At 69.4% G+C, this 20955-nt stretch carries 15 protein-coding genes, 2 rRNA genes and 1 pseudogene (1 of these 18 cut by a window edge); 8 read left to right on the forward strand and 10 right to left on the reverse strand.

The genetic code is table 11. From position 1 onward, the window contains the following. From MVG78_RS07470 to MVG78_RS07480, 3 genes are all read left to right on the forward strand, one after another. Window positions 1–2276, forward strand: a 23S ribosomal RNA gene (locus MVG78_RS07470) (it extends 466 nt beyond the left edge of the window). Window positions 2277–2472: 196 nt separating this feature from the next. Next, a 5S ribosomal RNA gene (gene rrf, locus MVG78_RS07475) occupies window positions 2473–2587 on the forward strand. A 208-nt stretch (window positions 2588–2795) separates the two neighbouring features. Continuing rightward, the gene (locus MVG78_RS07480) at window positions 2796–3704 is read left to right on the forward strand and encodes an IclR family transcriptional regulator (protein ID WP_247559577.1); all 909 of its coding nucleotides are present in this window, start codon (window positions 2796–2798) and stop codon (window positions 3702–3704) included. On the opposite strand, the gene MVG78_RS07485 is transcribed toward MVG78_RS07480, so the two are convergent. Genes MVG78_RS07485 through MVG78_RS07495 form a run of 3 tightly spaced genes read right to left on the reverse strand, consistent with a single transcriptional unit; the run spans window position 3628 to window position 8386 of the window. Then, complete coding sequence (locus MVG78_RS07485; RefSeq protein ID WP_247559579.1) at window positions 3628–4350, reverse strand: ABC transporter ATP-binding protein; 723 nt, start codon at window positions 4348–4350, stop codon at window positions 3628–3630. The two genes, MVG78_RS07480 and MVG78_RS07485, sit on opposite strands and share 77 nt — an antisense overlap. Continuing rightward, window positions 4347–6155 (reverse strand): branched-chain amino acid ABC transporter ATP-binding protein/permease, encoded by a 1809-nt coding sequence (locus tag MVG78_RS07490; RefSeq protein ID WP_247559582.1) that lies wholly within the window; start codon window positions 6153–6155, stop codon window positions 4347–4349. Before MVG78_RS07490 ends, MVG78_RS07485 begins: the two co-directional genes overlap by 4 nt. A 5-nt stretch (window positions 6156–6160) precedes the next feature. After that, window positions 6161–8386 (reverse strand): ABC transporter substrate-binding protein, encoded by a 2226-nt coding sequence (locus MVG78_RS07495; RefSeq protein ID WP_247559584.1) that lies wholly within the window; start codon window positions 8384–8386, stop codon window positions 6161–6163. Window positions 8387–8687: 301 nt separating this feature from the next. Between MVG78_RS07495 and MVG78_RS07500 the strand changes: the two genes are divergently transcribed. Continuing rightward, the gene (locus MVG78_RS07500; protein ID WP_247559587.1) at window positions 8688–9500 is read left to right on the forward strand and encodes an SDR family NAD(P)-dependent oxidoreductase; all 813 of its coding nucleotides are present in this window, start codon (window positions 8688–8690) and stop codon (window positions 9498–9500) included. Here the strand turns inward: MVG78_RS07500 and MVG78_RS07505 are convergent. Continuing rightward, window positions 9445–9825, reverse strand: a pseudogene (locus MVG78_RS07505) (IS701 family transposase); the annotation flags it as partial. The gene MVG78_RS07500 and the pseudogene MVG78_RS07505 overlap by 56 nt on opposite strands. A gap of 26 nt (window positions 9826–9851) precedes the next feature. Between MVG78_RS07505 and MVG78_RS07510 the strand changes: the two are divergent. From MVG78_RS07510 to MVG78_RS07520, 3 genes are read left to right on the forward strand one after another with little or no spacing between them, the layout of a single operon-like run. After that, complete coding sequence (locus MVG78_RS07510) at window positions 9852–10544, forward strand: EthD family reductase (protein ID WP_247559589.1); 693 nt, start codon at window positions 9852–9854, stop codon at window positions 10542–10544. Continuing rightward, window positions 10544–11728, forward strand: coding sequence for an NADH:flavin oxidoreductase/NADH oxidase (locus MVG78_RS07515; protein ID WP_247559591.1), 1185 nt, complete (start codon window positions 10544–10546; stop codon window positions 11726–11728). Before MVG78_RS07510 ends, MVG78_RS07515 begins: the two co-directional genes overlap by 1 nt. Further along, a complete protein-coding gene (locus tag MVG78_RS07520) occupies window positions 11725–13473 on the forward strand; it encodes an FAD-dependent oxidoreductase (protein ID WP_247559593.1) in 1749 nt (582 codons plus the stop codon). The genes MVG78_RS07515 and MVG78_RS07520 overlap by 4 nt, the downstream gene beginning before the upstream one ends. A gap of 396 nt (window positions 13474–13869) precedes the next feature. Here the strand turns inward: MVG78_RS07520 and MVG78_RS07525 are convergent, their stop codons facing one another. Next, complete coding sequence (locus MVG78_RS07525; protein WP_247559595.1) at window positions 13870–15105, reverse strand: MFS transporter; 1236 nt, start codon at window positions 15103–15105, stop codon at window positions 13870–13872. Between the two features lie 235 nt (window positions 15106–15340). Further along, entirely contained in the window at window positions 15341–16054 is a 714-nt protein-coding gene (locus MVG78_RS07530; protein ID WP_247559598.1) for a pyridoxamine 5'-phosphate oxidase family protein, read from the reverse strand. A gap of 75 nt (window positions 16055–16129) precedes the next feature. On the opposite strand from MVG78_RS07530, the gene pdxR reads away from it, so the two are divergent. After that, entirely contained in the window at window positions 16130–17563 is a 1434-nt protein-coding gene (gene pdxR, locus MVG78_RS07535) for a MocR-like pyridoxine biosynthesis transcription factor PdxR (RefSeq protein WP_247559600.1), read from the forward strand. 72 nt (window positions 17564–17635) lie between these two features. Here the strand turns inward: pdxR and MVG78_RS07540 are convergent, their stop codons facing one another. The 4 genes from MVG78_RS07540 to MVG78_RS07555 form a co-directional block, all read right to left on the reverse strand. Continuing rightward, entirely contained in the window at window positions 17636–17848 is a 213-nt protein-coding gene (locus MVG78_RS07540) for a hypothetical protein (protein ID WP_247559602.1), read from the reverse strand. Beyond that, window positions 17845–19569, reverse strand: a complete 1725-nt coding sequence (locus MVG78_RS07545) for an acetate and sugar kinases/Hsc70/actin family protein (protein ID WP_247559604.1) — start codon at window positions 19567–19569, stop codon at window positions 17845–17847. The genes MVG78_RS07540 and MVG78_RS07545 overlap by 4 nt, the downstream gene beginning before the upstream one ends. A 4-nt stretch (window positions 19570–19573) precedes the next feature. After that, window positions 19574–19897 (reverse strand): L-rhamnose mutarotase, encoded by a 324-nt coding sequence (locus MVG78_RS07550; RefSeq protein ID WP_247559606.1) that lies wholly within the window; start codon window positions 19895–19897, stop codon window positions 19574–19576. A gap of 125 nt (window positions 19898–20022) precedes the next feature. Continuing rightward, a complete protein-coding gene (locus MVG78_RS07555) occupies window positions 20023–20826 on the reverse strand; it encodes a DeoR/GlpR family DNA-binding transcription regulator (RefSeq protein WP_247559608.1) in 804 nt (267 codons plus the stop codon). Window positions 20827–20955: the final 129 nt, after the last annotated feature.

Raw genomic sequence — 20955 nt, forward strand, 5'->3', positions numbered from 1 at the left:
ACCCCGACGAGGGGAGTGAAAGAGACCTGAAACCGAGCGCCTACAAGCAGTCGGAGCACCCTTGAGGTGTGACGGCGTACCTTTTGTATAATGGGTCCGCGAGTTTCTGTTGGCAGCAAGCTTAAGCCGAGAGGTGTAGGCGCAGCGAAAGCGAGTCTGATAAGGGCGCTTGAGTTGCCGGCAGAAGACCCGAAACCGAGTGATCTAGCCATGGCCAGGTTGAAGGTGGGGTAACACCCACTGGAGGACCGAACCCACGCCTGTTGAAAAAGTCGGGGATGAGCTGTGGCTAGGGGTGAAAGGCCAATCAAACTCGGAAATAGCTGGTTCTCCGCGAAATCTATTGAGGTAGATCGTCGTCCGATTACCTTCGGAGGTAGAGCACCGGAAGGGCTAGGGGGGCCCAAAGCCCTACCAAACCCTACCGAACTCCGAATGCCGAAGAGTACAGGACGGCAGACAGACAGTGGGTGCTAAGGTCCATTGTCGAGAGGGAAACAGCCCAGACCACCAGCTAAGGCCCCCAAATCGTGGCTAAGTGGGAAAGCATGTGAGACGGCCAAAACAACCAGGAGGTTGGCTTAGAAGCAGCCATCCTTTAAAGAAAGCGTAATAGCTCACTGGTCTAATAGCTGTCTTGCGGCGAAAATGTAACGGGGCTCAAGCCACGTGCCGAAGCTGTGGATGCATGCGCAAGCATGCGTGGTAGCGGAGCGTTCCGTAGGCCTGCGAAGGCAGACCCGTGAGGGCTGCTGGAGGTATCGGAAGTGCGAATGCGGACATGAGTAGCGATAAACAGGGTGAGAACCCCTGTCGCCGAAAGTCCAAGGGTTCCTGCGCAAGGTCAATCCGCGCAGGGTGAGCCGGCCCCTAAGGCGAGGGCGAAAGCCGTAGTCGATGGGAACCAGGTGAATAGTCCTGGGCCTGACAGACGTGACGGCTGCGAAATTCCGTCATCCCTTATCGGATTGGGATGGCGGCTGGAGCAGCCCAGGAAATAGCGCTGTCGATAAGACCGTACCCGAAACCGACACAGGTGGACTGGTTGAGAATACCGAGGCGCTTGAGAGAACCATGCTGAAGGAACTAGGCAAATTACTCGCGTAACTTCGGGATAAGCGAGACCCGCCGCTGGGCAACCAGAGGCGGGTGGCAAGACCAGGGGGTAGCGACTGTTTAGTAAAAACACAGGGCTCTGCGAAATCGAGAGATGACGTATAGGGTCTGACACCTGCCCGGTGCCGGAAGGTCAAGGGGAGATGTGCAAGCATCGAACCGAAGCCCCGGTAAACGGCGGCCGTAACTATAACGGTCCTAAGGTAGCGAAATTCCTTGTCGGGTAAGTTCCGACCTGCACGAATGGTGTAACGACTTCCCCACTGTCTCCAGCATGGACTCAGCGAAATTGAATTCCCCGTGAAGATGCGGGGTACCCGTGGTCAGACGGAAAGACCCTATGAACCTTTACTGCAGCTTCGCAGTGGTGCCAGGAAGGAACTGTGTAGGATAGGTGGGAGCCATCGAAACCCGGGCGCCAGCTCAGGTGGAGGCAACCTTGAAATACCACCCTGTTTCTTTCTGGCATCTCACTGAGCCCGGTCAGCCCGGGCCAGGACCCTGCGTGGTGGGCAGTTTGACTGGGGCGGTCGCCTCCCAAAGTGTAACGGAGGCGCGCGATGGTGGGCTCAGGCCGGTCGGACATCGGCTGTTGAGTGCAAAGGCATAAGCCCGCCTGACTGCGAGCGCGACAGCGCGAGCAGAGACGAAAGTCGGCCTTAGTGATCCGGTGGTCCCGCGTGGAAGGGCCATCGCTCAACGGATAAAAGGTACTCTAGGGATAACAGGCTGATCTCCCCCAAGAGTCCACATCGACGGGGAGGTTTGGCACCTCGATGTCGGCTCATCGCATCCCGGGGCTGGAGCAGGTCCCAAGGGTTCGGCTGTTCGCCGATTAAAGCGGTACGTGAGCTGGGTTTAGAACGTCGTGAGACAGTTCGGTCCCTATCTGCCATGGGTGTTGGAGACTTGCGAGGATCTGTCCCTAGTACGAGAGGACCGGGATGGACGCACCTCTGGTGCACCGGTTGTGGCGCCAGCCGCATCGCCGGGTAGCTAAGTGCGGAACGGATAACCGCTGAAGGCATCTAAGCGGGAAACCAGCCTCAAAACCAGGTCTCCCCAAGGGCCGTGGAAGACCACCACGTCGATAGGTCGCAGGTGGAAGTGCAGCAATGCATGCAGCCGAGCGATCCTAATCGCCCGATCGAACTCCATCTCCCCCACACCGCAGCCCCCCTCAACAAGGGGACACCGCGCGCAGCACCAAAGCGCACCCGCTCACCACACACACTCACACACCCACCCAACACGCCCCCTCAGAGCAGCCCGCACGCCACAACAGCAGCCTGCCCCAGATCCCCCCATCACCCCAGCATCTGGTCGTACACACTACACCCGGTTCCCATCCGGTGGCCTGGTGGCCCTAGCGAGGCTGCCACACCCGATCCCATCCCGAACTCGGCCGTGAAACGCCTCAGCGCCCATGGTACTGCGTCTCAAGACGCGGGAGAGTCGGTCGCCGCCAGGCCGCCCGATGGGAACCCAATCACAACTTACGACCAGTTCAGCACACTCAGCTCAATGACTCCCCATCCTGTCGGCGGCACCGCCTTCGGGCAGGTAGCTCTCGCCGCAATGCCATGAGCTGTGCCCCGGCCGCAAAGACCTCCCGGACGGTGTATCGGACAGGCCTTCCCATCTATGATGGGGTCTTCGATATCCCGGAAAGGCGCTGCATGCAGGTCGAAGGACGAGGCGTACAGTCCATCGAAGTGGGCGGCCGGCTGTTGCAGGCGCTGGTGACCTTGCCTCAACCGGCCATGCTGCGCGACCTGGCCACAGCGGCGAACCTGACGCCAGCCCAGGCGCACGCCTATCTGGTGAGCTATCGCAAGCTGGGCCTCGTGGAGCAGGACCCGCTGAGCGGGCGCTATGCCCTGGGGCCCTTCGCACTGCAACTCGGCCTCGCCCGCATGCACGCCTCCGATCTGCTGCGCATGGCATCACACGCGGCGGCGGAGATGATGGAGCAGTTGGGGCTGATGGTCACCATCGCCGTCTGGGGCACGCATGGACCTACGATCATCCAGGTCCAGGAATCCAGCATGCCGATCCATGTGAACCTGCGCGCGGGCTCGGTCTATACCATCACCGGCACGGCCACGGGGCGGCTCTTCGCGGCCTTCCTGCCGGCGCGGCAGGTGCGTCCCTTGCTGGAAGAGGAACTCGCCCTCGGCTCGCGCAGCCGCAAGATCGGCCGCGCCACCTCCCAGGCGGAACTGGACCGGCAGATCGCCGAGATCCGCGCACTCGGCTACGCCGTCACGGAAGGCATTCCGGTGCCGGGTATCAATGCGGTGGCCGCGCCGGTCTTCGACCATACCGGGCAGATGCAGTACGCCATCACCGCGATCGGCAATGCCGGCATGCTCGACGCTTCGCCGCGTAGCCAGCAGGCGGAGGCGGTGCTCGCCTTCGCCCGCCGCCTTTCCGCGGAACTGGGCCACTCGTTCACGCGGGAGGCCGAAACATCCCCGGACACGAAGTGCGACACCGGCAAGGAGCCGGTCAGTGCCCCGCGCCGAGGTAGGCCGCGCGCACCTGCGGGTGCCGCAGCAGGGCCGCGCCTGTCCCGGAAAGGGTGACCTGGCCGGTCTCGAGCACATAGGCACGGTCGGCCACGCCGAGAGCAAGGTTGGCCATCTGCTCAACCAATAACACGGTCATGCCACGGCTCCGTAGGTCGCGGATGATGCCGAAGATCTCGCGGATCACCAGCGGCGCCAGGCCCAGCGAGGGCTCGTCGAGCAGGAGCAGGCGCGGCTGGCTCATCAGCGCGCGCGCGATGGCCAGCATCTGCTGCTCCCCGCCCGAAAGCGTCACGGCCATCTGTGATTGCCGCTCGCGCAGGCGTGGGAACAGCGCGAACTGCTCCTCCACCGCCTCCGCCATCCGCGCGGGGGAAAGATCGCGCGACCAGGCGCCGAGCTCCAGGTTGTCGCGCACGCTCTGGTCCGGAAAGACGCGCCGCCCCTCGGGCGACAGCGCGATGCCGGCACCAACGCGGCGATGCGGCGGCAGAGCGGTGATGTCGCGCCCATCGAAGCGGATCATGCCGGACTGCAGCGGCAGCAGCCCCGCGATGGCTTGCAACAGCGTGGTCTTGCCCGCGCCATTGGCGCCGACGATGGCCACGACCTCGCCCGTTTCCACGCGGATGCTGGCATCGCTCACCGCGCGGATGGGGCCATAGCCGATGCAGGCGCCGTCGACCTCCAGCATCGCGCTCATGCCCGCAGCGCCAGGACAGGCTCGCCGGCCTCGATCTCCGGCGCTTCCTCCGTGCCGAGATAGGCAGCGGTGACGCGCGGGTCGGCCTGCACATGCGCGGGCGTGCCCTCGGCGATGGTCTCGCCGTAATCGAGCACGATCACGTGGTCGGAAATGGCCATGACGAGATCCATGTGATGCTCCACGAGGAGGATGGTGATCCCGCGCTCCCGGATGCGCAGCAGGATCTGGCCCAGCTCCGCCGTCTCCTGCGGGTTGAGGCCGGCCGCCGGCTCGTCGAGCAGCAGGAGTTGCGGTTCCGTCGCCAGGGCGCGGGCCAGCTCCGTGCGGCGTTGCAGGCCGTAGGGCAGGGAGCCCGCCGGCTCATCGGCCAGCGGCGACAGGCCAAGGAAGCGCAGGATCTCCTCGACCCGGCGCCGGGCGGCGGCTTCCTCCCGCCAAGCCAGGGGCAGGCCAAGCAGCGAGGACAGGAAGCCGTTGCGCATGCGCGCGTGCTGGCCGAGCAGGACGTTGTCGCGCACCGACAGGTCACGGAACAGGCGCAGGTTCTGGAAGGTCCGGGCGATGCCGCGGTCGCAGATCGCATGCGTCCCCGCCCGGCCGATGCCACGGCCCAGGAAGCGGATCTCGCCGGAATCCGGCTGCACCACGCCGCTGAGCATGTTGATGAAGGTGCTCTTGCCGGCACCGTTCGGGCCGATCAGCGCATGGATATGCCCGCGCGTGAGCCGGACATGGATGTTCCGCGCCGGATGCACGCCGCCATAGGACTTGCTCAACCCCTCGGCCTGCAACAGGGGCACGGAAGCGGCCACCGATTCCGCGTCGCGGATGGGAAGGGGCGCCGAGGCATCGGGCGCGGCGGCACGCCGCTCCCCGGAGCGGGCCGGCTGCCATAGCCCGCCGAGCACACCGGCGAGGCCCTTCGGCATGACGTAGAGGGCGAAGAGCAGCAGCGCGCCCTGCACGAAATGCTCGATCCAACTCCAGCGCGCCACCAGGGCGGAGATCACCGTCAGCGTCACCGCGCCCAGGATCGGCCCGGCCAGAGAACCCGCACCGCCGAAGAGCACCAGCAGCAGGATGAAGATCGACAGGTTGAAGTTGATGAAGTCGGAATTGATGTACTGGTTCTGCTGTGCGACCAGGGCACCGGCGAGGCCGCAGGTGGCAGCAGCGATCACGAAGGCCAGGATCTTGTAGCGATGCACCGGCACGCCCACGGCGCCCGCCGCGACCTCGTCCGCCTGCAGCGACAGGAAGGCGCGGCCGAAGCGCCCCGTGAGCAGGTTGCGCAGCAGCAGGTGCAACCCGAGCCCGAGCAGGATGCAGAGCCAGACCCATTGCCGCATGTCCAGCGCCTCGCCGCCGAAGGTCAGCGGCTTGATGGCATAGATGCCCATGGCCCCGCCGAAGATGTCGGATGCCTCGGTGACCAGTTTCTCCACCACGATGCCGAAGGCGAGCGTGACCATGGCGAGGCTGGGACCGCGCACGCGCAGGGACGGGGCGGCGATCAGCACGCCGGCGGCGGCGGCGATGCCCGTGGCGAGCAGCAGCGACAGCCAGGGGCCGAGGTCCCAGCTCGTGGTCAGCAGCGCCGCGCCATAGGCGCCGGCGGCGAAGAGCCCGGCCTGGCCCAGGGATTTCTGCCCGGCGAAGCCGAGCAGCACGTTCATCCCCGAGGCGCAGAGGAAGTAGATGCCGATGTTGAAGAGGATGCGCAGGTAGAAGTCGTTGGTGACGAAGGCCACGGCGAGTGCCGTCGCGCCCGCCAGCAGGATGGCTGCCAGGACATGCCGCATGGGCGTCACACCTTGTCCAGGGCGCGGGCGCCGAACAGCCCGTTCGGGCGGATGGCGAGCACCAGGATGATCAGGAGGAAGATGACGATCTCGCGCCACTGCGCCTGCCAGAGCGCCACGCCGGCCTCCAGCAGGCCGAGCGCGAAGCCGCCGAAGATGCAGCCGCGCGGGTTGTCGAGCCCGCCCAGGATGGCGCCCGAGAAGGCTTTCAGCGCGATGCCCATGCCCATGAAGAGCGAGGCCGAGGCGATCGGCGCCACCAGCACGCCGCCCAGCCCCGCCAGGCCGCTGGACAGGGCGAAGGCCCCGAGCATCACCGCGCCGACATTGATGCCCATCAGCGCCGCGACCTTCGGGTCATGCGCCACGGCGCGCATCGCCTTGCCCAGGCGCGTGCGGCGCAGCAGCAGGTCGAGCGCGGCCATCAGCAGCACCGCCACCACCAGCACCGCGATCTCCTGCGGCCGCACCCCGGCCCCGCCCAGGCGCAGCACCTCGTCGCCGAAGGGGGAGGGCATGTTGACCGGCGCCGGCCCCCAGACGGCGAGGCCCAGGCTTTGCAGGATGATGCCGAAGCCGATGGTGCTCATCACCCAGGACATGCCCGGCTTGCCGGCGAAGGGCCGGATGGCGGCGATGAAGAGGAGGAGGCCGAGTGCGCCCATCGCCGCGCCCGCTGCCATGGCCGCCGCCGGATAGCGGAATCCCGCCGAGGCCGCCGGCTCCAGCGCGGCGAAGCCGCCGCCATCGTTGCCGGCGAACAGGTAGAGCGCGGTGACGCCGAGGAAGGCGCCGACGCCGATGAACTCGCCCTGGGCGAAGTTCAGCGTGCGGGTGGTGGTGAAGGTGATGCTGAAGCTCAGCGCGATCAGCGCGTAGACGCCGCCGATCGCGAGCCCGCTCACCAGCGCCTGCAGATAGGTCGCCAGCACGGAATTCCTCCCTCTTCCCTTTCCGGGACTCAGCCGCCCGGACTCAGCCCTTGAAGTCGCCTTCCTGAGGTTCTGCACCACCTCGTCGCGATAGGCGGCCAGCTTGCCGTTGCGCCAGCAGGTCCAGCGCTGGTCGGCGGCCGTCAGTCCCTCGTGCTCCGTGCGGCTGAAGGGACGCTCGTAGGTCTTGGCATAGCCTTCGACCTTCTCCTTCAGATCCTCCAGCGCCGCGCGGATGGCGGCGCCGTCGGTCTTGCCCGCCTGCTTCATCGCGGCGGCGAGGAGGACCGTGGAATCATAGCCGTGCACGGCGAAGGAGAAGGCGGAATCCGCGTCCAGCTTCGGGCGGATCCGGTCGAAGAAGGCCTGCTGGTGCGGCGTGCGGTCCTCCGACACGGTCCGCAGGAAGATCGGCTTCTCCGCCAGTTCCGGGCCGGCGGCGTTGATGAAGCTGAGATTGTCGGCCGCCCAGCTCGTCAGCACGGTGGGGAAGTAGCCGATCTTGTCCATGCTGCGCATGAGCTGGCCGATCGGCGTGCCCTGGGCCCAGACCAGCGCCGTCTCCACCCCGGCGGAGCGCAGCTTGGCGAGCTGCGAGGTCATGTCCGTGTCGCCGACGTTGAACTTCTCGCTGGCCACGGCGGTGAGGCCCTGGGCCTGCGCCACCTCCTGGAGGTCCTTCAGCCCGCCCTGGCCATAGCCCGTGGTCTCGGTGAGGAAGCCGATCTTGCCGGTGCGCGGGTTCTTCCTGGCATAGGCCATGAGCGTGACGACCTGGATGCGGTCCACGCTGCCGATGCGGAACATGTAGTTGTCGGCGCCCTCGCGCACCGGCTTGGTGATGTCGGTGGCCGAGCCGATGCAGCCCATGACCGGGATGCGCTTCTGGTTCGGGATATGCCTCCAGGCCAGGGCATTGCCCGAATTGGTCGGCCCGAACACCGCGACGACCTTCTCGTTGTCGATCAGGTCGCTCATGTTCTGGATGGATTTCGGCGGCTGCGAGAGGTCGTCGCGGACCGTCAGGCCCAGCGGGCGCCCGAGCACGCCGCCGGCCTTGTTCACGTCCTCCATCGCCGCCTGGATGCCGACCACGGCGGCGCGGCCGGACTGGGCGGAGGGCGAGGCCGAGAGGTCACCGTTGAAGCCCAGGCGGATCGGCTCCGCCTGCGCCAGCGCGGCGCGGTGCGGCAGGGCCAGGGCGGGGGCGGCGAGCAGTGCCACGGCGGCACGGCCGAAGCCACGGCGCGTGGGGCCTGTGGCCATGGCGGCCTCCGGGCGGGGGGTCTTTCCTGTCATCACGCTCCTCCTCGAGCCTTTGGGCGCAGCGGCCAGGAGGAGGTGCGGAGGACGGCCTGCGCCATCGTCTCCCCGTTTCCGTCCCGCCCGTTCCGTGCCGGGTCTTGCCGACCCTTGCTTGGCCCGGAGGCTATGGCTTGGCGAAGCGTTATGCAATGAACAAATCGTCTCCAACGAGATGATTTGTCCCTTGCGAATGAATTCGTTCCGTGTTTGCCTTTCCGCAACCCCGCCCGGCCCTCACTGGCGCCCCACAGGCGCCCTGGCCCGGAGCGGTCATGGAACAGGTCAGGAAACTCCAGTGCTTCTTGCAGGGCATCTCGCACTCGTCACCGGCGCGGGTCAGGGCAACGGCGCGGCGATCAGCCTGGGGCTTGCCCGGCATGGCGCGGTGGTGGTGGCCATGGATCTCGATGGCGATGCTGCGGCGCACACCGCGGAGCGAATCCGGGCGGCGGGCGGCACGGCCCATGCCCACGCGCTGGATGTCGCCGACCTGCCCGCCTGCCGTGCCCTGGCCACGCGCCTGACGGAGGAGGTGGGCGACGTGTCCGTGCTGGTCAACAATGCCGGCATCTGCCCGCGCCATTCCATCGACGACGAGGCGCTGGATGCTGCCTGGGAGGCCGCCATGGCGGTCAACCTGCGCGGCACGCTGAACGTCACGCGCGCCTTGCTGCCCGCGCTGCGCCGCAGGCGCGGCAGCGTGGTGAACATGGCCTCCATCGCGGCCTTCGTCTCCACCGCCACCTCGGTCAGCTATCCCGTCTCCAAGGCCGGGGTGCGCGCGCTGACGCAGAGCCTGGCGCAGGAACTCGCGCCGGATGGCGTGCGGGTGAACGCCGTCGCGCCCGGCACCTTCGCCACCCGCATGACCGAGGCGACCCGCTCCAACCCCGAGCGTTCGGCCCGCTTCCTGGCCCGCATCCCCATGGGCCGGTATGGCGAGCCGGAGGAACTGGTCGGCCCGGTCGCCTTCCTGGCTTCCGACATGGCGAGCTACGTCACCGGCACGGTGCTGGTGGTCGATGGCGGCTACCTAGCACTACCTGGGCACTTTAGGTTTGATGGGCGGCAGGAATCGTCGTCTGCAATGTGGACATCGCACGGGTGATGCGAGGTGAGCAAACAGCCGTGCGGTGATGGCCTGTCGCACGGCAGGCAGGCTCGGGTGCGGCGGCGGTCCCGGAACGGTGGGCAGCATTTTTCCCCCGGCTCGCCTGGCGGTGCTGGGCGAGGCGCAGGTGCTGCAGGTAGGCGAAGGCGATGCAGGTCATCAGCGCGTGTCGGTGCAGGCCCGTCCACGAGCGGCCCTCAAAGTGGCCCAATCCCAGTTCCTGCTTGAGCTGCTGGTGTGCCTGCTCGCACACCCAGCGCGCCTTGATGGCCGCCGCCAGCCCGCGCAGCGACGTGCGGGGCGCGAGATTGCTCAGGTAGTACTAGCGCTCTGAGGGGGATGCCGGTCATGCTGCGCATGGGTCTCCTCACCCGCCGGCCGGATACGTCGCCGGAGGGCTTCGCCCGCTACTGGCGGGAAACGCACGGCCCGCTCGCTGCACGCCTGCCGGGCCTGCGGGGCTACACACAGAACCTCGTGACCGACCGCTCGCAACTCGCCGTCGACCATGCGCGCGGCGACTGGGCGATCGACGGCATCTCGCAGCTCTGGTTCGACGATACAGCGGCGATGCAGGCGGCGGTGGATTCCCCGGAATTCGCCCCGATCCCGGAAGACAACGATCGCTTCGCCATGCTGCGCGGCGTGCTGCTGGCCACGCCCAATCCGGTGGTGCCGGTGCAGGAGCCCATGCAGGACGGGCAGCTGATCAAGCGCATGTCGCTGCTGCGCCGCCGGCCCGACCTGGATGCAGCGCGGTTCCGCGAGGAATGGTTCGGCTTCCATGCCGAGGCAGTATGGAAGTTCCCCCGCATCGCCGGCTACACGCAGAACCTGGTGGTGCAGCGCGGCGGCGATCCGCGCCACCCGCTGCCCTATGAGGCCCTGCCCGTCGATGGCGTGGTGGAGATGTGGTTCCGCAGCCGCGAGGATCTCGAGGCTGCCTTCGCCTCCCCGGCGGCCGAGGTGTCGCAGCGCCACGCCCTGGACTTCATCGCCGAGATCACGACCTTCCTGGTCGATCCGCGCCGGGTGCTGTGATGGCGCCGCTGCTCTTCTCCCCGCTGCGGCTGCGCGGCCTGACCCTGCCCAACCGCGTGGTGATCTCGCCGATGTGCCAGCATGCGGCGGAGGAAGGCTGCGCCACCGACTGGCATCTGGTGCATCTCGGCAAGTTCGCCCTGGGCGGCGCCGGGCTGATCCTGACGGAAAGCACTGCCGTCTCGCCGGACGGGCGCATTGGCCTCGCCGATCTGGGCCTCTGGGCGGATCATCAGGTGGAGCCGCTGCGCCGCGTGGTGCGCTTCGTCCACGAACAGGGCGGCGCCATCGGCGTGCAACTCGCCCATGCCGGGCGCAAGGCCGGCAGCGCGCCGCTCTGGGAAGGGGGCCATGCGCTGGGCGAGGCGGATCTGGCGGCGCATGGCTGGCGGCGCCTGGGCCCGAGCGCCATCGCCGCCGGCCCCGCCTGGAGCCACCCCGAGGCGCTCGACACGGATGGCATCGCGCGCATCACCGGGGATTTCATCGCCGCGGCCCGGCGTGCCGAGGCCGCCGGCTTCGATGTGCTGGAATTGCACTTCGGCCATGGCTACCTGGTCGCGAGCTTTCTCTCCCCGCTCTCCAACCGGCGCGAGGATGCCTATGGCGGCGACCTGGAAGGCCGCATGCGCCTGGCGCTGGAGATCGCGGCACGGGTGCGCGAGGCCTGGCCCGCCACGAAGCCCCTCTTCTGCCGCCTCTCCGCCGTGGACGGGGCCGAGGGAGGCTGGGGCCTGGAGGATTCCGTCATCCTGGCCCGGCGGCTCAAGGCGCTCGGCGTCGATGTGATCGACGTCTCCTCGGGCGGGCTGACCGAGGAGACACGGCGCCTGGCCGTGCCGCGCGGCCCCGGCTTCCAGTGCGGCTTCGCCGAAGCCATCCGGCAGGGCGCGGCCATCCCCACCCAGGCGGTCGGCATGATCCTGGACGGGCCACAGGCCGAGGCGGTGCTGCAAGCCGGGCAGGCGGATCTCATCGCCATCGCGCGCGAGGCGCTGCGCGACCCCTACTGGCCCCGCCGGGCGGCGGAGCAACTGGGACTGGACGAGGACTATGCGGGCTGGCCGGAACGCCATGGCGTCTGGCTGGCCAAGCGGGAGCAGAACATGGGCGGCCTCCTGCGCCGGCGGCGCGCCGAACTGGCGCGGGCCATGGCTGCCACGGTGGGAGGAGAACAGGAATGAGCGACATGATGGAATGCGACGTGCTGGTGGTCGGCTCCGGCGCGGGCGGCCTCTCGGCGGCGGTCAGCGCGGCGGCGCGCGGCCTCTCGGTGATCGTGGCGGAGAAGGAGCCCTGGGTCGGCGGCACCACGGCCCTCTCCGGCGGCTTCCTCTGGGTGCCCAACAACCCCGTCTCGCGCCGCGACGGCATCGAGGACAGCATCGAGGCCGCCCGCACCTATCTGCGGCATGAGGCGGGGAACCACTTCAACGCACCGGCGGTGGATGCCTTCCTGGAAACCGGCGCGGAAGCCGTCGCCTTCTTCGAGCGCGAGACGGCGCTGCAGTTCGAGGCTGCCTCCGCCTTCTCCGACTACCACCCCACGGCGCCGGGCGGACGTCCGGGCGGGCGCTCGATCAAGGCGCGCGACTTCCGCGCGCAGGAACTGGGCAGCGAGCTGAAGCGCCTCCGCCCACCTTTGCCGGAACTGACCTTCGCCGGGCTGATGGTGGGATCGGGGCCGGAGCTGAAGCACTTCTTCAACGCCACGCGCTCCCTGACTTCCGCCGCCTATGTGGCGCGGCGGCTCAGCGCGCATGCGCGGGACCTCGCGCTGAACGGGCGCGGCATGCTGCTGACCAATGGCAATGCCCTGGCGGCACGCCTCTTCCGCAGCGCATTGGACCGTGGCGTGCAGGTCTGGACGGAGGCACCCGTCCTCCGGCTGGACCGGGTGGATGGCGCGGTGCGCGGTGCCGTCCTCCGCCGTGGCGGGCAGGAGCAGCACCTGCGCGTCCGCCGGGGCGTGGTCCTCGCCGCGGGCGGCTTCCCGCAGGACCTGGACCGGCGCCGGGCGATGTTCCCGCATGACGGCACCAACCAGGGACATTTCTCCCCGGCCCCGAAGGGCAACACGGGCGACGGGCTGCGCCTCGGCGAGCAGGCCGGCGGGGCGGTGGAGGAAGGCTATCCGAACGCGGCGGCCTGGGTCCCGGTCTCCCGCGTGCCGCGCAAGGATGGCGGCTGGGGTGTCTTCCCGCATTTCATCGACCGGGCCAAGCCGGGCCTGATCGCCGTGCTGCCGAACGGACGGCGCTTCGTGAACGAGGCGAATTCCTATCACGACTTCATCCAGGCGCTCTTCGCCGCGACGCCGCCGGGCGAGCGGGTGCGGGCCTTCCTGGTGGTGGACCAGCCCTTCCTGCGCCGCTTCGGCCTGGGCTTCGTGAAGCCCTTCCTGGTGCCGGTGGGGCCGCAGATCCGCTCCGGCTACCTGAAGGCCGGGCGCAGCCTGGCCGATCTGGCGCAGAAGGCCGGGATCGACCCGCGCGGGCTGGAGGCGACGGTGGCGGAATGGAACCGCGACGTCGCCACGGGCGAGGACCGGGCCTTCGGCAAGGGCTCGACCGCCTACAACCGCTTCAACGGCGACCCGGAATTCCAGCCCAACCCCTGCCTGGCTCCGATCGCCAAGGGGCCCTTCTACGCCGTGGAGGTGGTGGTGGGCGATCTCGGCACCTTCGCCGGACTGCGCACCGACGGCGACGCGCGGGTGCTGGACGAGGATGGGCGGCCCATCCCCGGCCTCTATGCCTCGGGCAACGACATGGCCAGCATCATGGGTGGCAACTATCCGGGGGGCGGCATCACCCTCGGGCCCGCTTTGGTCTTCGGCTATATCGCCGCGCGGCATCTGGCGGAGGGGCGGGCGGAAACCCGGCGGCCCGAGGTGGCCCTGGCCGGTGGTGCGGCCGGGTTGCCCTGAGCGTTCCGCTTCGTGGCGGCCCGCCGTGGGAGAGGCGCCGCCTCTCCCACACCCACTCCGCCCATGACCAGGATGGGGGACCGAAGCCGGTCCCCGGACCCCGGGCTTTCGTTGGCGCCTGTGGTTACCGTTGCTCCGCAGCCCGATCCCTGGGGCGGGTGGATCAGCGGGGCTCCCGAAGAAGATGAAAACCCTGCCCGTGCTGGTGGTGCCCGCAGTCGCCGGAGAGCCATGTTCTCCGGCGCGATCCGGCCGCAGCAGGCGCCAACGAATGGGGGCCAGGGCGCCCCATGGGACCCTTGGGCGTCCTGGCGGATAGGGGGCGCGGGGGGTCGACGCACTGCGTCGACGGCGGAGCCTTGTCCCCCGAGGATAGCGGGACGTCGGACGTAACGCTCAGGCCAGTTCCGCTCCCCGGCGTTCCGGGATGAGGAACCACATGGCCAGGATGTCGAGGATGTAGAGCAGCGCCAGCAGGGCGATGGCGGTCTCGAAGCCATAGGCGGCTGCCACGGCGCCGACGGCCACCGGGCCGAAGCCGCCCACCGCGCGGCCGATGTTGAACAGCACGTTCTGCGCCGTGGCGCGTGCGGCGGTGGGGTAGAGCTCGCTCATCAGCGCGCCATAGCCGCCCAGCATGCCGTTGACGAAGAAGCCCATCACCGCCCCGCCGATCAGCAGCGCCGCCGGGTCGGTCAGCTTCGAATAGACGACGACCATGATCGCCGCGCCCAGCATCCAGCCGAAGAAGGCCGGCTTGCGCCCGACGCGGTCGGCCACCTGCCCGAAGGCATAGATGCCCACCGCCATGCCCAGGATGGTCACCGCGGTCCAGGTCGCGGACTGGGTGAGGCCGAAGCCGAACCGGCTGGACAGGTAGTTCGGCAGCCAGATCATGACGCCGTAATAGCCGAAATTCTGCACCGAGCAGAGGATCACCAGCCCGAGGCTGCTGCGCCGGGCCTGGGTATCCGCCACCAGCAGCCGCAGCGGCGAGGCGGCTGGGGCCTTGGCCGAGCGCTCCACGAAGACATCCGGCTCATGCAGGCTGCGGCGGATGAAATAGGCAGCAACGGCCGGAAACAGGCCGACCGCGAACATCCCCCGCCAGCCGATGACCGGCAGCAGCATCGGCGTCACCACCGCCGCGAGCAGCACGCCGGCCTGCCAGCCCAGCCCGACATAGGAGGAGGCGCGGGCGCGTTTCGAGGCAGGCCAGGCCTCCGCCACCAGGGCCATGCCGATGCCGAACTCGCCGCCCAGGCCGATGCCCGCGATGGTGCGGTAGATCAGCAGGTCCCAGTATCCCTGGGCCAGGGCGCAGAGGCCGGTGAAGACGGCGAAGAGCATGATGGTCCAGGTCAGCACCCGCACCCGGCCCAGCCGGTCGGACAGCATGCCGAAGCCCACGCCGCCGACCACCGCGCCGACCAGCGTGGCCGTGACCAGGGAGGCGGCCTGGGCCGGGCTCAGCCCGAGATCGGCCGAGATGGCCCGCAGCATGAAGCCCAGGATCAGAAGGTCGAAGCCATCCATGGCATAGCCCAGGGCGGAGCCCCACAGCGCCTTCCGCGCGGCGGGCGTGATCCTGTCCTGCTCCGATGTTGCGAAGGCTTTGGCTGGTTCCGCCATAGGGCCACCCCGTTCCCGAAAAATCCGGCGGCTTGTGTCACCTTGTCGCGGGCCATGCCAGACGGTTCCGGCCGGACGGAGCCAGGGAAATGACGCGGGCGGGACGATTTTTCCCGGCTGTTTCCTTCCGGCGATCTCCCGGGATGGGATGCGGACGGCCGGGGCTGCGCGCAACGTGCCGGGCGGAAGAGGGAATCCCGCCCGTGCCCATGCCCACCCGTAGCCCAGGGGAGCGTCAGTCGCGATAGACCTCCGCATGCGCCTCGGCCAAAGCCTCCTCCAGCGGCCGCCCGGCGCGGTAGCCTGACAGGTCCTCCGGCCGCCCGACGCCCGGCTGCAGGCGGGGGCAGGGTTCCGGCGCGCCGATCACCGTGCGGATGGGCAGGCGCTCGGCATAGATCGGCAGGTCGTAATCCTCCTCGTCATCGGCCACGCCCTTGGCGCGGATCTTGGCCGAGGCGGTCTCGATCTCCATGACGACGACGGCGGTGGCCTTGATCTCCTGCTCCGTGCTCTGGCGCAGCCCGGCGGTGCGATGGGGGAAGAAGCGGTCCACCATCATCACCAGGGCCTGGCGCTTCTCCTCCGGGTCGGTCACCAGCCTCGCCTGGCCGAAGGCCATCACGGAGCGGTAGTCGGCGGAATGGTTGAAGCCGCAGCGCGCCAGGACGAGGCTGTCGAAATGTGTGACGGTCAGGCAGGCCGGCTGCCCCTCGGACAGGTTGCGCAGCATGCGGCTGGCGCTGCTGCCATGCCAGTAGAGCCGCGTGCCCTCGCGCCAGAACAGGGTCGGCGTGCAATAGGGCTGCCCATCCACGACATAGGCGACATGGCAGAGGGCCGCGGCATCGAGCAGGCGGTGGACGGTCTCGTGGTCGTAGAAGCCGCGGTCGTGCCGCCGCTTGACGCGGTTGCGCGCTTCCACGGGATAGGTCTGGGTCTCGGACATCGGAAGGGCCTCGATTGACGCCGCCATCATGGAGGCACGAGATTGGTTGCCGCGAGGGCCAATCCGGAGCGCGAGATGCCAACCAATTCCCGGCACAAGCCCGGGCTGCTGGACATGCCCCTGCTGCTGGACGGGGCGGGCAGCCAATCGGGCCGGCTGCATGCCGGGCTGCGCGCCGCGATCCTGGGCGGGCGGCTGGCGCCCGGGCTGCGCCTGCCCTCCAGCCGGGACCTCGCCGCCCAGCTCGGCTTGCGGCGCAATGCCGTGGTCACCGCCTATGAGCAGCTTCTGAGCGACGGGCTGGCCGAGGCCAGGGTCGGGGCGGGCACCTTCGTGGCCGCCCGGGTGCCGCGCGGGCCGGGGGCCGCGGCGCCGGCCCGGGCCAGCATCCCCTTGCCGGGGCAGGCGCCCTTCGCGCTGGGCCGCACCCAGGCGGACCCGGCGCTGCTGCGCCGGTTCGGGCGCCTCATCCGGCGCCATCTCGCGGCCGATGCGGCGCATTTCGGCTATGGCGACCCGCGCGGCGGCGAGGCGCTGCGCGAGGCCATCGCGGCGCATCTGGCGGCCACGCGCGGCATCGCCTGCGATCCGGGGCAGGTGCTCGTCACCAGCGGCACGCAGCAGGCGCTGCGCCTTTGCGCCGAGGTGCTGCTGCGCCCTGGCGATGCGGTCTGGATGGAGGACCCGGGCTATCCCTCGGCGCGCCGCATCCTGGAGGCCCGCGGCGCCCGGCTGGTGCCCGTTCCGGTGGACCGTCATGGGCTGGATGCGGAAGAGGGGCGGCGCATGGCCCCTGCGGCGCGGCTGGCCTATGTCACGCCCTCCCACCAGTTCCCGACCGGCGTGACGATGAGCATGGAGCGGCGCCTTGCCCTGCTCGACTGGGCGCGGGAGGCGGGAAGCTGGGTGGTGGAGGATGATTACGACAGCGAGTTCCGCTACGCCGGCCCGCCGCTGACCGCCCTGGCCGGGATCGATGCGCGGGAACGGGTCATCTACCTCGGCACCTTCTCCAAGACACTGTTTCCCGGGCTGCGGACGGGGTTCGCGGTGCTGCCGGGGGAGCTCCTGGAACGGGTCACCGCCGCGCGGCTGGTCAGCGACCGCTTCCCGCCCAGCCTGACCGGCGGGGCCCTGGCCGAGTTGATCCGGGAGGGCGGCTTCGCCGTGCATGTGCGGCGCATGCGCTCCCGCTACCGGATCGCCCGGGACCTTCTGGCAGACCTCCTGCCGCGCGCCTCCGGTGGCCTGCTGCGCGTGGCGGTGCCGGATCAGGGGCTTTCCCTGTTGGCCCTGCTGCCGGAGGACTGGCCGCCCGGAACGGCGGCGCGCATCCGGGCGGCAGCCGGGATCGAGGGCTGGCTGCTGTCGGAAACCAGGCTGGTGCAGAAGGGGCCGGATGGCTTCGTGCTGGGTTTCTCCGGCCATTCCCTGCCGGCGCTGCGGCGCGCGGCAGAGCGGCTGGGCGAGGCGGTGCGGGCCTGCGCCCCCGGTGCCTTGGCCGCCTGAACCCCCAGCGGGATCGGCGGTCGGGCATGATCCGCGGGCGGAGGCCGGCGGATCATGCCCTGGTGCTCCGGCTCAGTGCTGCCGGCTGTCCCGTTCCGCCGCCGTGTCCGCCTCGTCCTGTCGCGGCCAGAGCGTCCGGTTGACGGAGTGCATCAGGCGCTGGACCCGGCCGAGGCGGCCCTGGTTGACGCTCAGATTGGCGCGCCCCATGACGCTGGCGGCCGTATGGGCCCGGGCTTGCCGGAGATTCTGGCGCAGAACGCGAAGATTGTCGGTCGCGGTCAAGTCTTCCTCCTTTGTTTGGTGCGGTGGAGGATCGTGCGCGGCCGCAGGAAGTCCTGATCCGGCGGCGTCCCCCATTCTTGTTGACCGCGGAGGTCCGTGCGGAACCGCCACGGCGCGGGTTGCCCCCCACCTGCGGGGGAAGCTAGGCAGTTGGGAGCGGGGTGCCAAGCCGGGGTGCACGAATTCCTCCCATGCCACCGCTTCCAGGGGGGCGGGTCAGGCCATCCCGCCCGGTGCCGTGGGAGGGGCGGATTCGGGCAGGATGCTGGCGATGCCGTGCCCGGTGGGAATGGCCACATTTCCCGGCCCGGTCGCCGGGATGGCCGCCAGGGCCCGCCGCCAGTGCCGGCGCGCCATGCGGACCCGGATCGCCCAGGCGGGGGAGGGATCTCGTCCAGGACGGGCGGTGGCGCCTTCCGGCCGAGGACAAGGCAGCGCGCCCCCGCGACCGGCCCCGCGCTGTCCCGGCAGCGCAGGAGGCGCGATCCCGGCCGCAGCGCGGCGAGAAGGGCCGGGTAGAGCGGATTCCGCGCCAGGGGGCCATCCACCACCACATCCCCGGCGGCGCGCAGCAGGTCCAGCGACAGGTCCGTCAGCAGGGCCAGATAGAGGCTGGCCAGGGCGCTGCGGCCCGCGCCATCCAGCCCCTCGGCCCGCAGGATTACGCCATGGCGCCCCGGAAAGGCACCGCCCCCGGCGAAGCCCGGCAACACGCAGGCCCCTTCATCAAGGGCCTGGAACAGGCCCTCCTCGCCAGGCGGCGGGGCATCCGGGCCGGCCACGGCGCGGTATTCCCGCCCGCCCATGAAACGGGCGGTGCCGACCAGCCCGCCCCACACATCGACATTGGCCAGCATGTCCCGTTCCGGCCGCAGGGCCGAGGCCGGGGTGCCGCGTGCCATCAGCACCGTCCAGGTGCCGGAGGACACGACGGCGAAGGGTTCCGCCGCCGCGCGATGCGTCAGATGGGCCAGGTAGGAGGCATTGGAATCATGGAGGCCGCAAAGCACCGCGCAATCCCCCGGCAAGCCGCAGCGGGCGGCGAGGGCGGGCCGCAGCCGGCCCAGCACGGCACCGGCGGGCCGCAGCGGGGGGAAGAGCCTTTCCCAGCCCTGGCGGAGGGCCATCCCGGAGAAGCGGGCCTGCGCCGGTTGCCACAGATCCGTGTGGCAGCCGAGCGAGGTGACCTCGCTGGCCGCGACGCCGCAGAGGCGGTGGGCCCAGTATTGCGGATAGGGCAGGATCGCGGCGGTGCGCGCGAAGACCCCGGGCAGGCGGCGCTGCACGAAGTGGATCTGGCGCCCCAGGTTGAGCCCCGCCGGCAGGGCCGGGGAGAGGGTGGCGCCGAAGGGGGCGCGCAGGGCCTCGTAGGCGGCATCCTCCTCCGACAGGACCGGGTCCTCGTAGTCGGGCGCGAGGAGGGGCTCACCGTCATCATCGAGCAGCACGGCCGCCGCGCCATGGGCCACCGGGAGGATGGCGGCGATGCGGCTGCGTTCCGGCAGTCCGGCGAGCGTTCGCAGCAGCCAATCCTCCAGACCGGGCAGGTCGAGCTGGCGCAGCGGGCCATCCTCGCGCGGCGCGTTCGGCTTCTGCCGGAGGGCGAGTTCCTCGCCGCTCAGCGGATCGAGCAGCAACAGCTTGGCATTGCTCTTGCCGATATCGAGCACGGCCAGCAGCCGGCCCGGGGTCCATTCGCCAAGGGGCCATTCACTGGGCATGGGCTCAGTCCATGTGGAACATCAGCGGCAGGGGCTCGGCGAGCGGCGCACCGCTGGCATCCGTGGCCATGATATCGGCCATGTGCCGCCACCAGCGGCGCATCACATCCTCCTCCGGCAGGTGGTCGGCGCGATGCCCCGGCGCGCGGCGCATCACCGCGAAGAGGCTTTGCGTCGGCTCGTGCAGGAAGATGCTGTAGTCGCTGATGCCCGCCGCCCGCAGCAGGGCCGTGAGTTCCGGCCAGATCGCGTCGTGCCGCGCCTTGTAGGACGCCGCCTGTCCGGGATTGAGCTGCATCCGGAAGGCGATCTTCCCGCCACCGCTCATGGCCGCGTCCCGCGCCATCCGGCGTGGCGGATTCCCGCCGCGTCGTCCATCATGGTTCCGTTCCCTCCCCGCCCTGTTTCCCGGGGCGGCCGCTCTGCCGGCGGCCTGCCCCTTCGCCGGTCCCGCTAGGCCACCCGCCTGATCCCGTCCTGTTCGCCCTGTTCCGCCTGGATGACTTCGATGCCCATGGCCCGGAAGGGTTCCAGCTCCTCCGGGCGGGCCTCCCAGTCGGTGATCAGCGTGCCGATCCGCTCCGGCTCCACCACGATCATCGAGGATTGCTGGCGCAGCTTGCGGCTGTCGGCCAGCACCACCACCGTCTCGGCGCTGGCCATCAGCCGGATCTGCGACTGCACGATCAGCGGGTCGTTCTCCATCAGGCCGAAGCGGTTCAGCCCGTAGCAGGAGGTGAACATCCGCTCGCCCCGGAAATGCCGCGCCACGTCGCTCTCGAAGGGGCTGAGCACGATCCCCTGCTCGCGATAGACGGGACCGCCGGGCAGGGTGATGCGGTTGCGGCTCTGGGCGACGAGATGGCTGGCGAGCGGGAAGGAGCTGGTCAGGATGTCGAGGCTCATCCCTTCCAGGAATTCCGCCAGGCAATAGGTGGTGCTGCCGGCGCCGATGATGATGCTCTCGCCGCGCCGCATCATGCCGGCCGCCACGCGCGCGATGGCGCGCTTCTGCGGAGCCTGCACCTCCTGGCTCACGGCGAAGGGGCGGCCGACCAATTGGGGCTGGTAGCGCGGCTCCAGCGCCTCCACGCCGCCCCGCACGCGGCGGATCTCGCCGCGCTCGGCCATGGCCACGATGTCACGGCGGATGGTGGCCTCGGACGCGCCGAGCAGGTCGCAGAGATCGGTGACGCTGACCACGCTGCGCTCTTCCGCGGTCTTGAGGATCAGCCGCTGACGTTCCCGCTCCAGCACCCGCCGGTCCTTCCCTGGGAGGTGGAGCGCACAGCTAAGGGCGCGGCCGGAAGGGCGTCAAGGGAGTTCGATCAAAATCGGTCGGATAAGATTGGACTTGATCGTATCTGATCGATATGGAAGCCTCCC

Source organism: Roseomonas gilardii subsp. gilardii (genome assembly GCF_023078375.1).
Lineage (GTDB): Bacteria > Pseudomonadota > Alphaproteobacteria > Acetobacterales > Acetobacteraceae > Roseomonas > Roseomonas gilardii.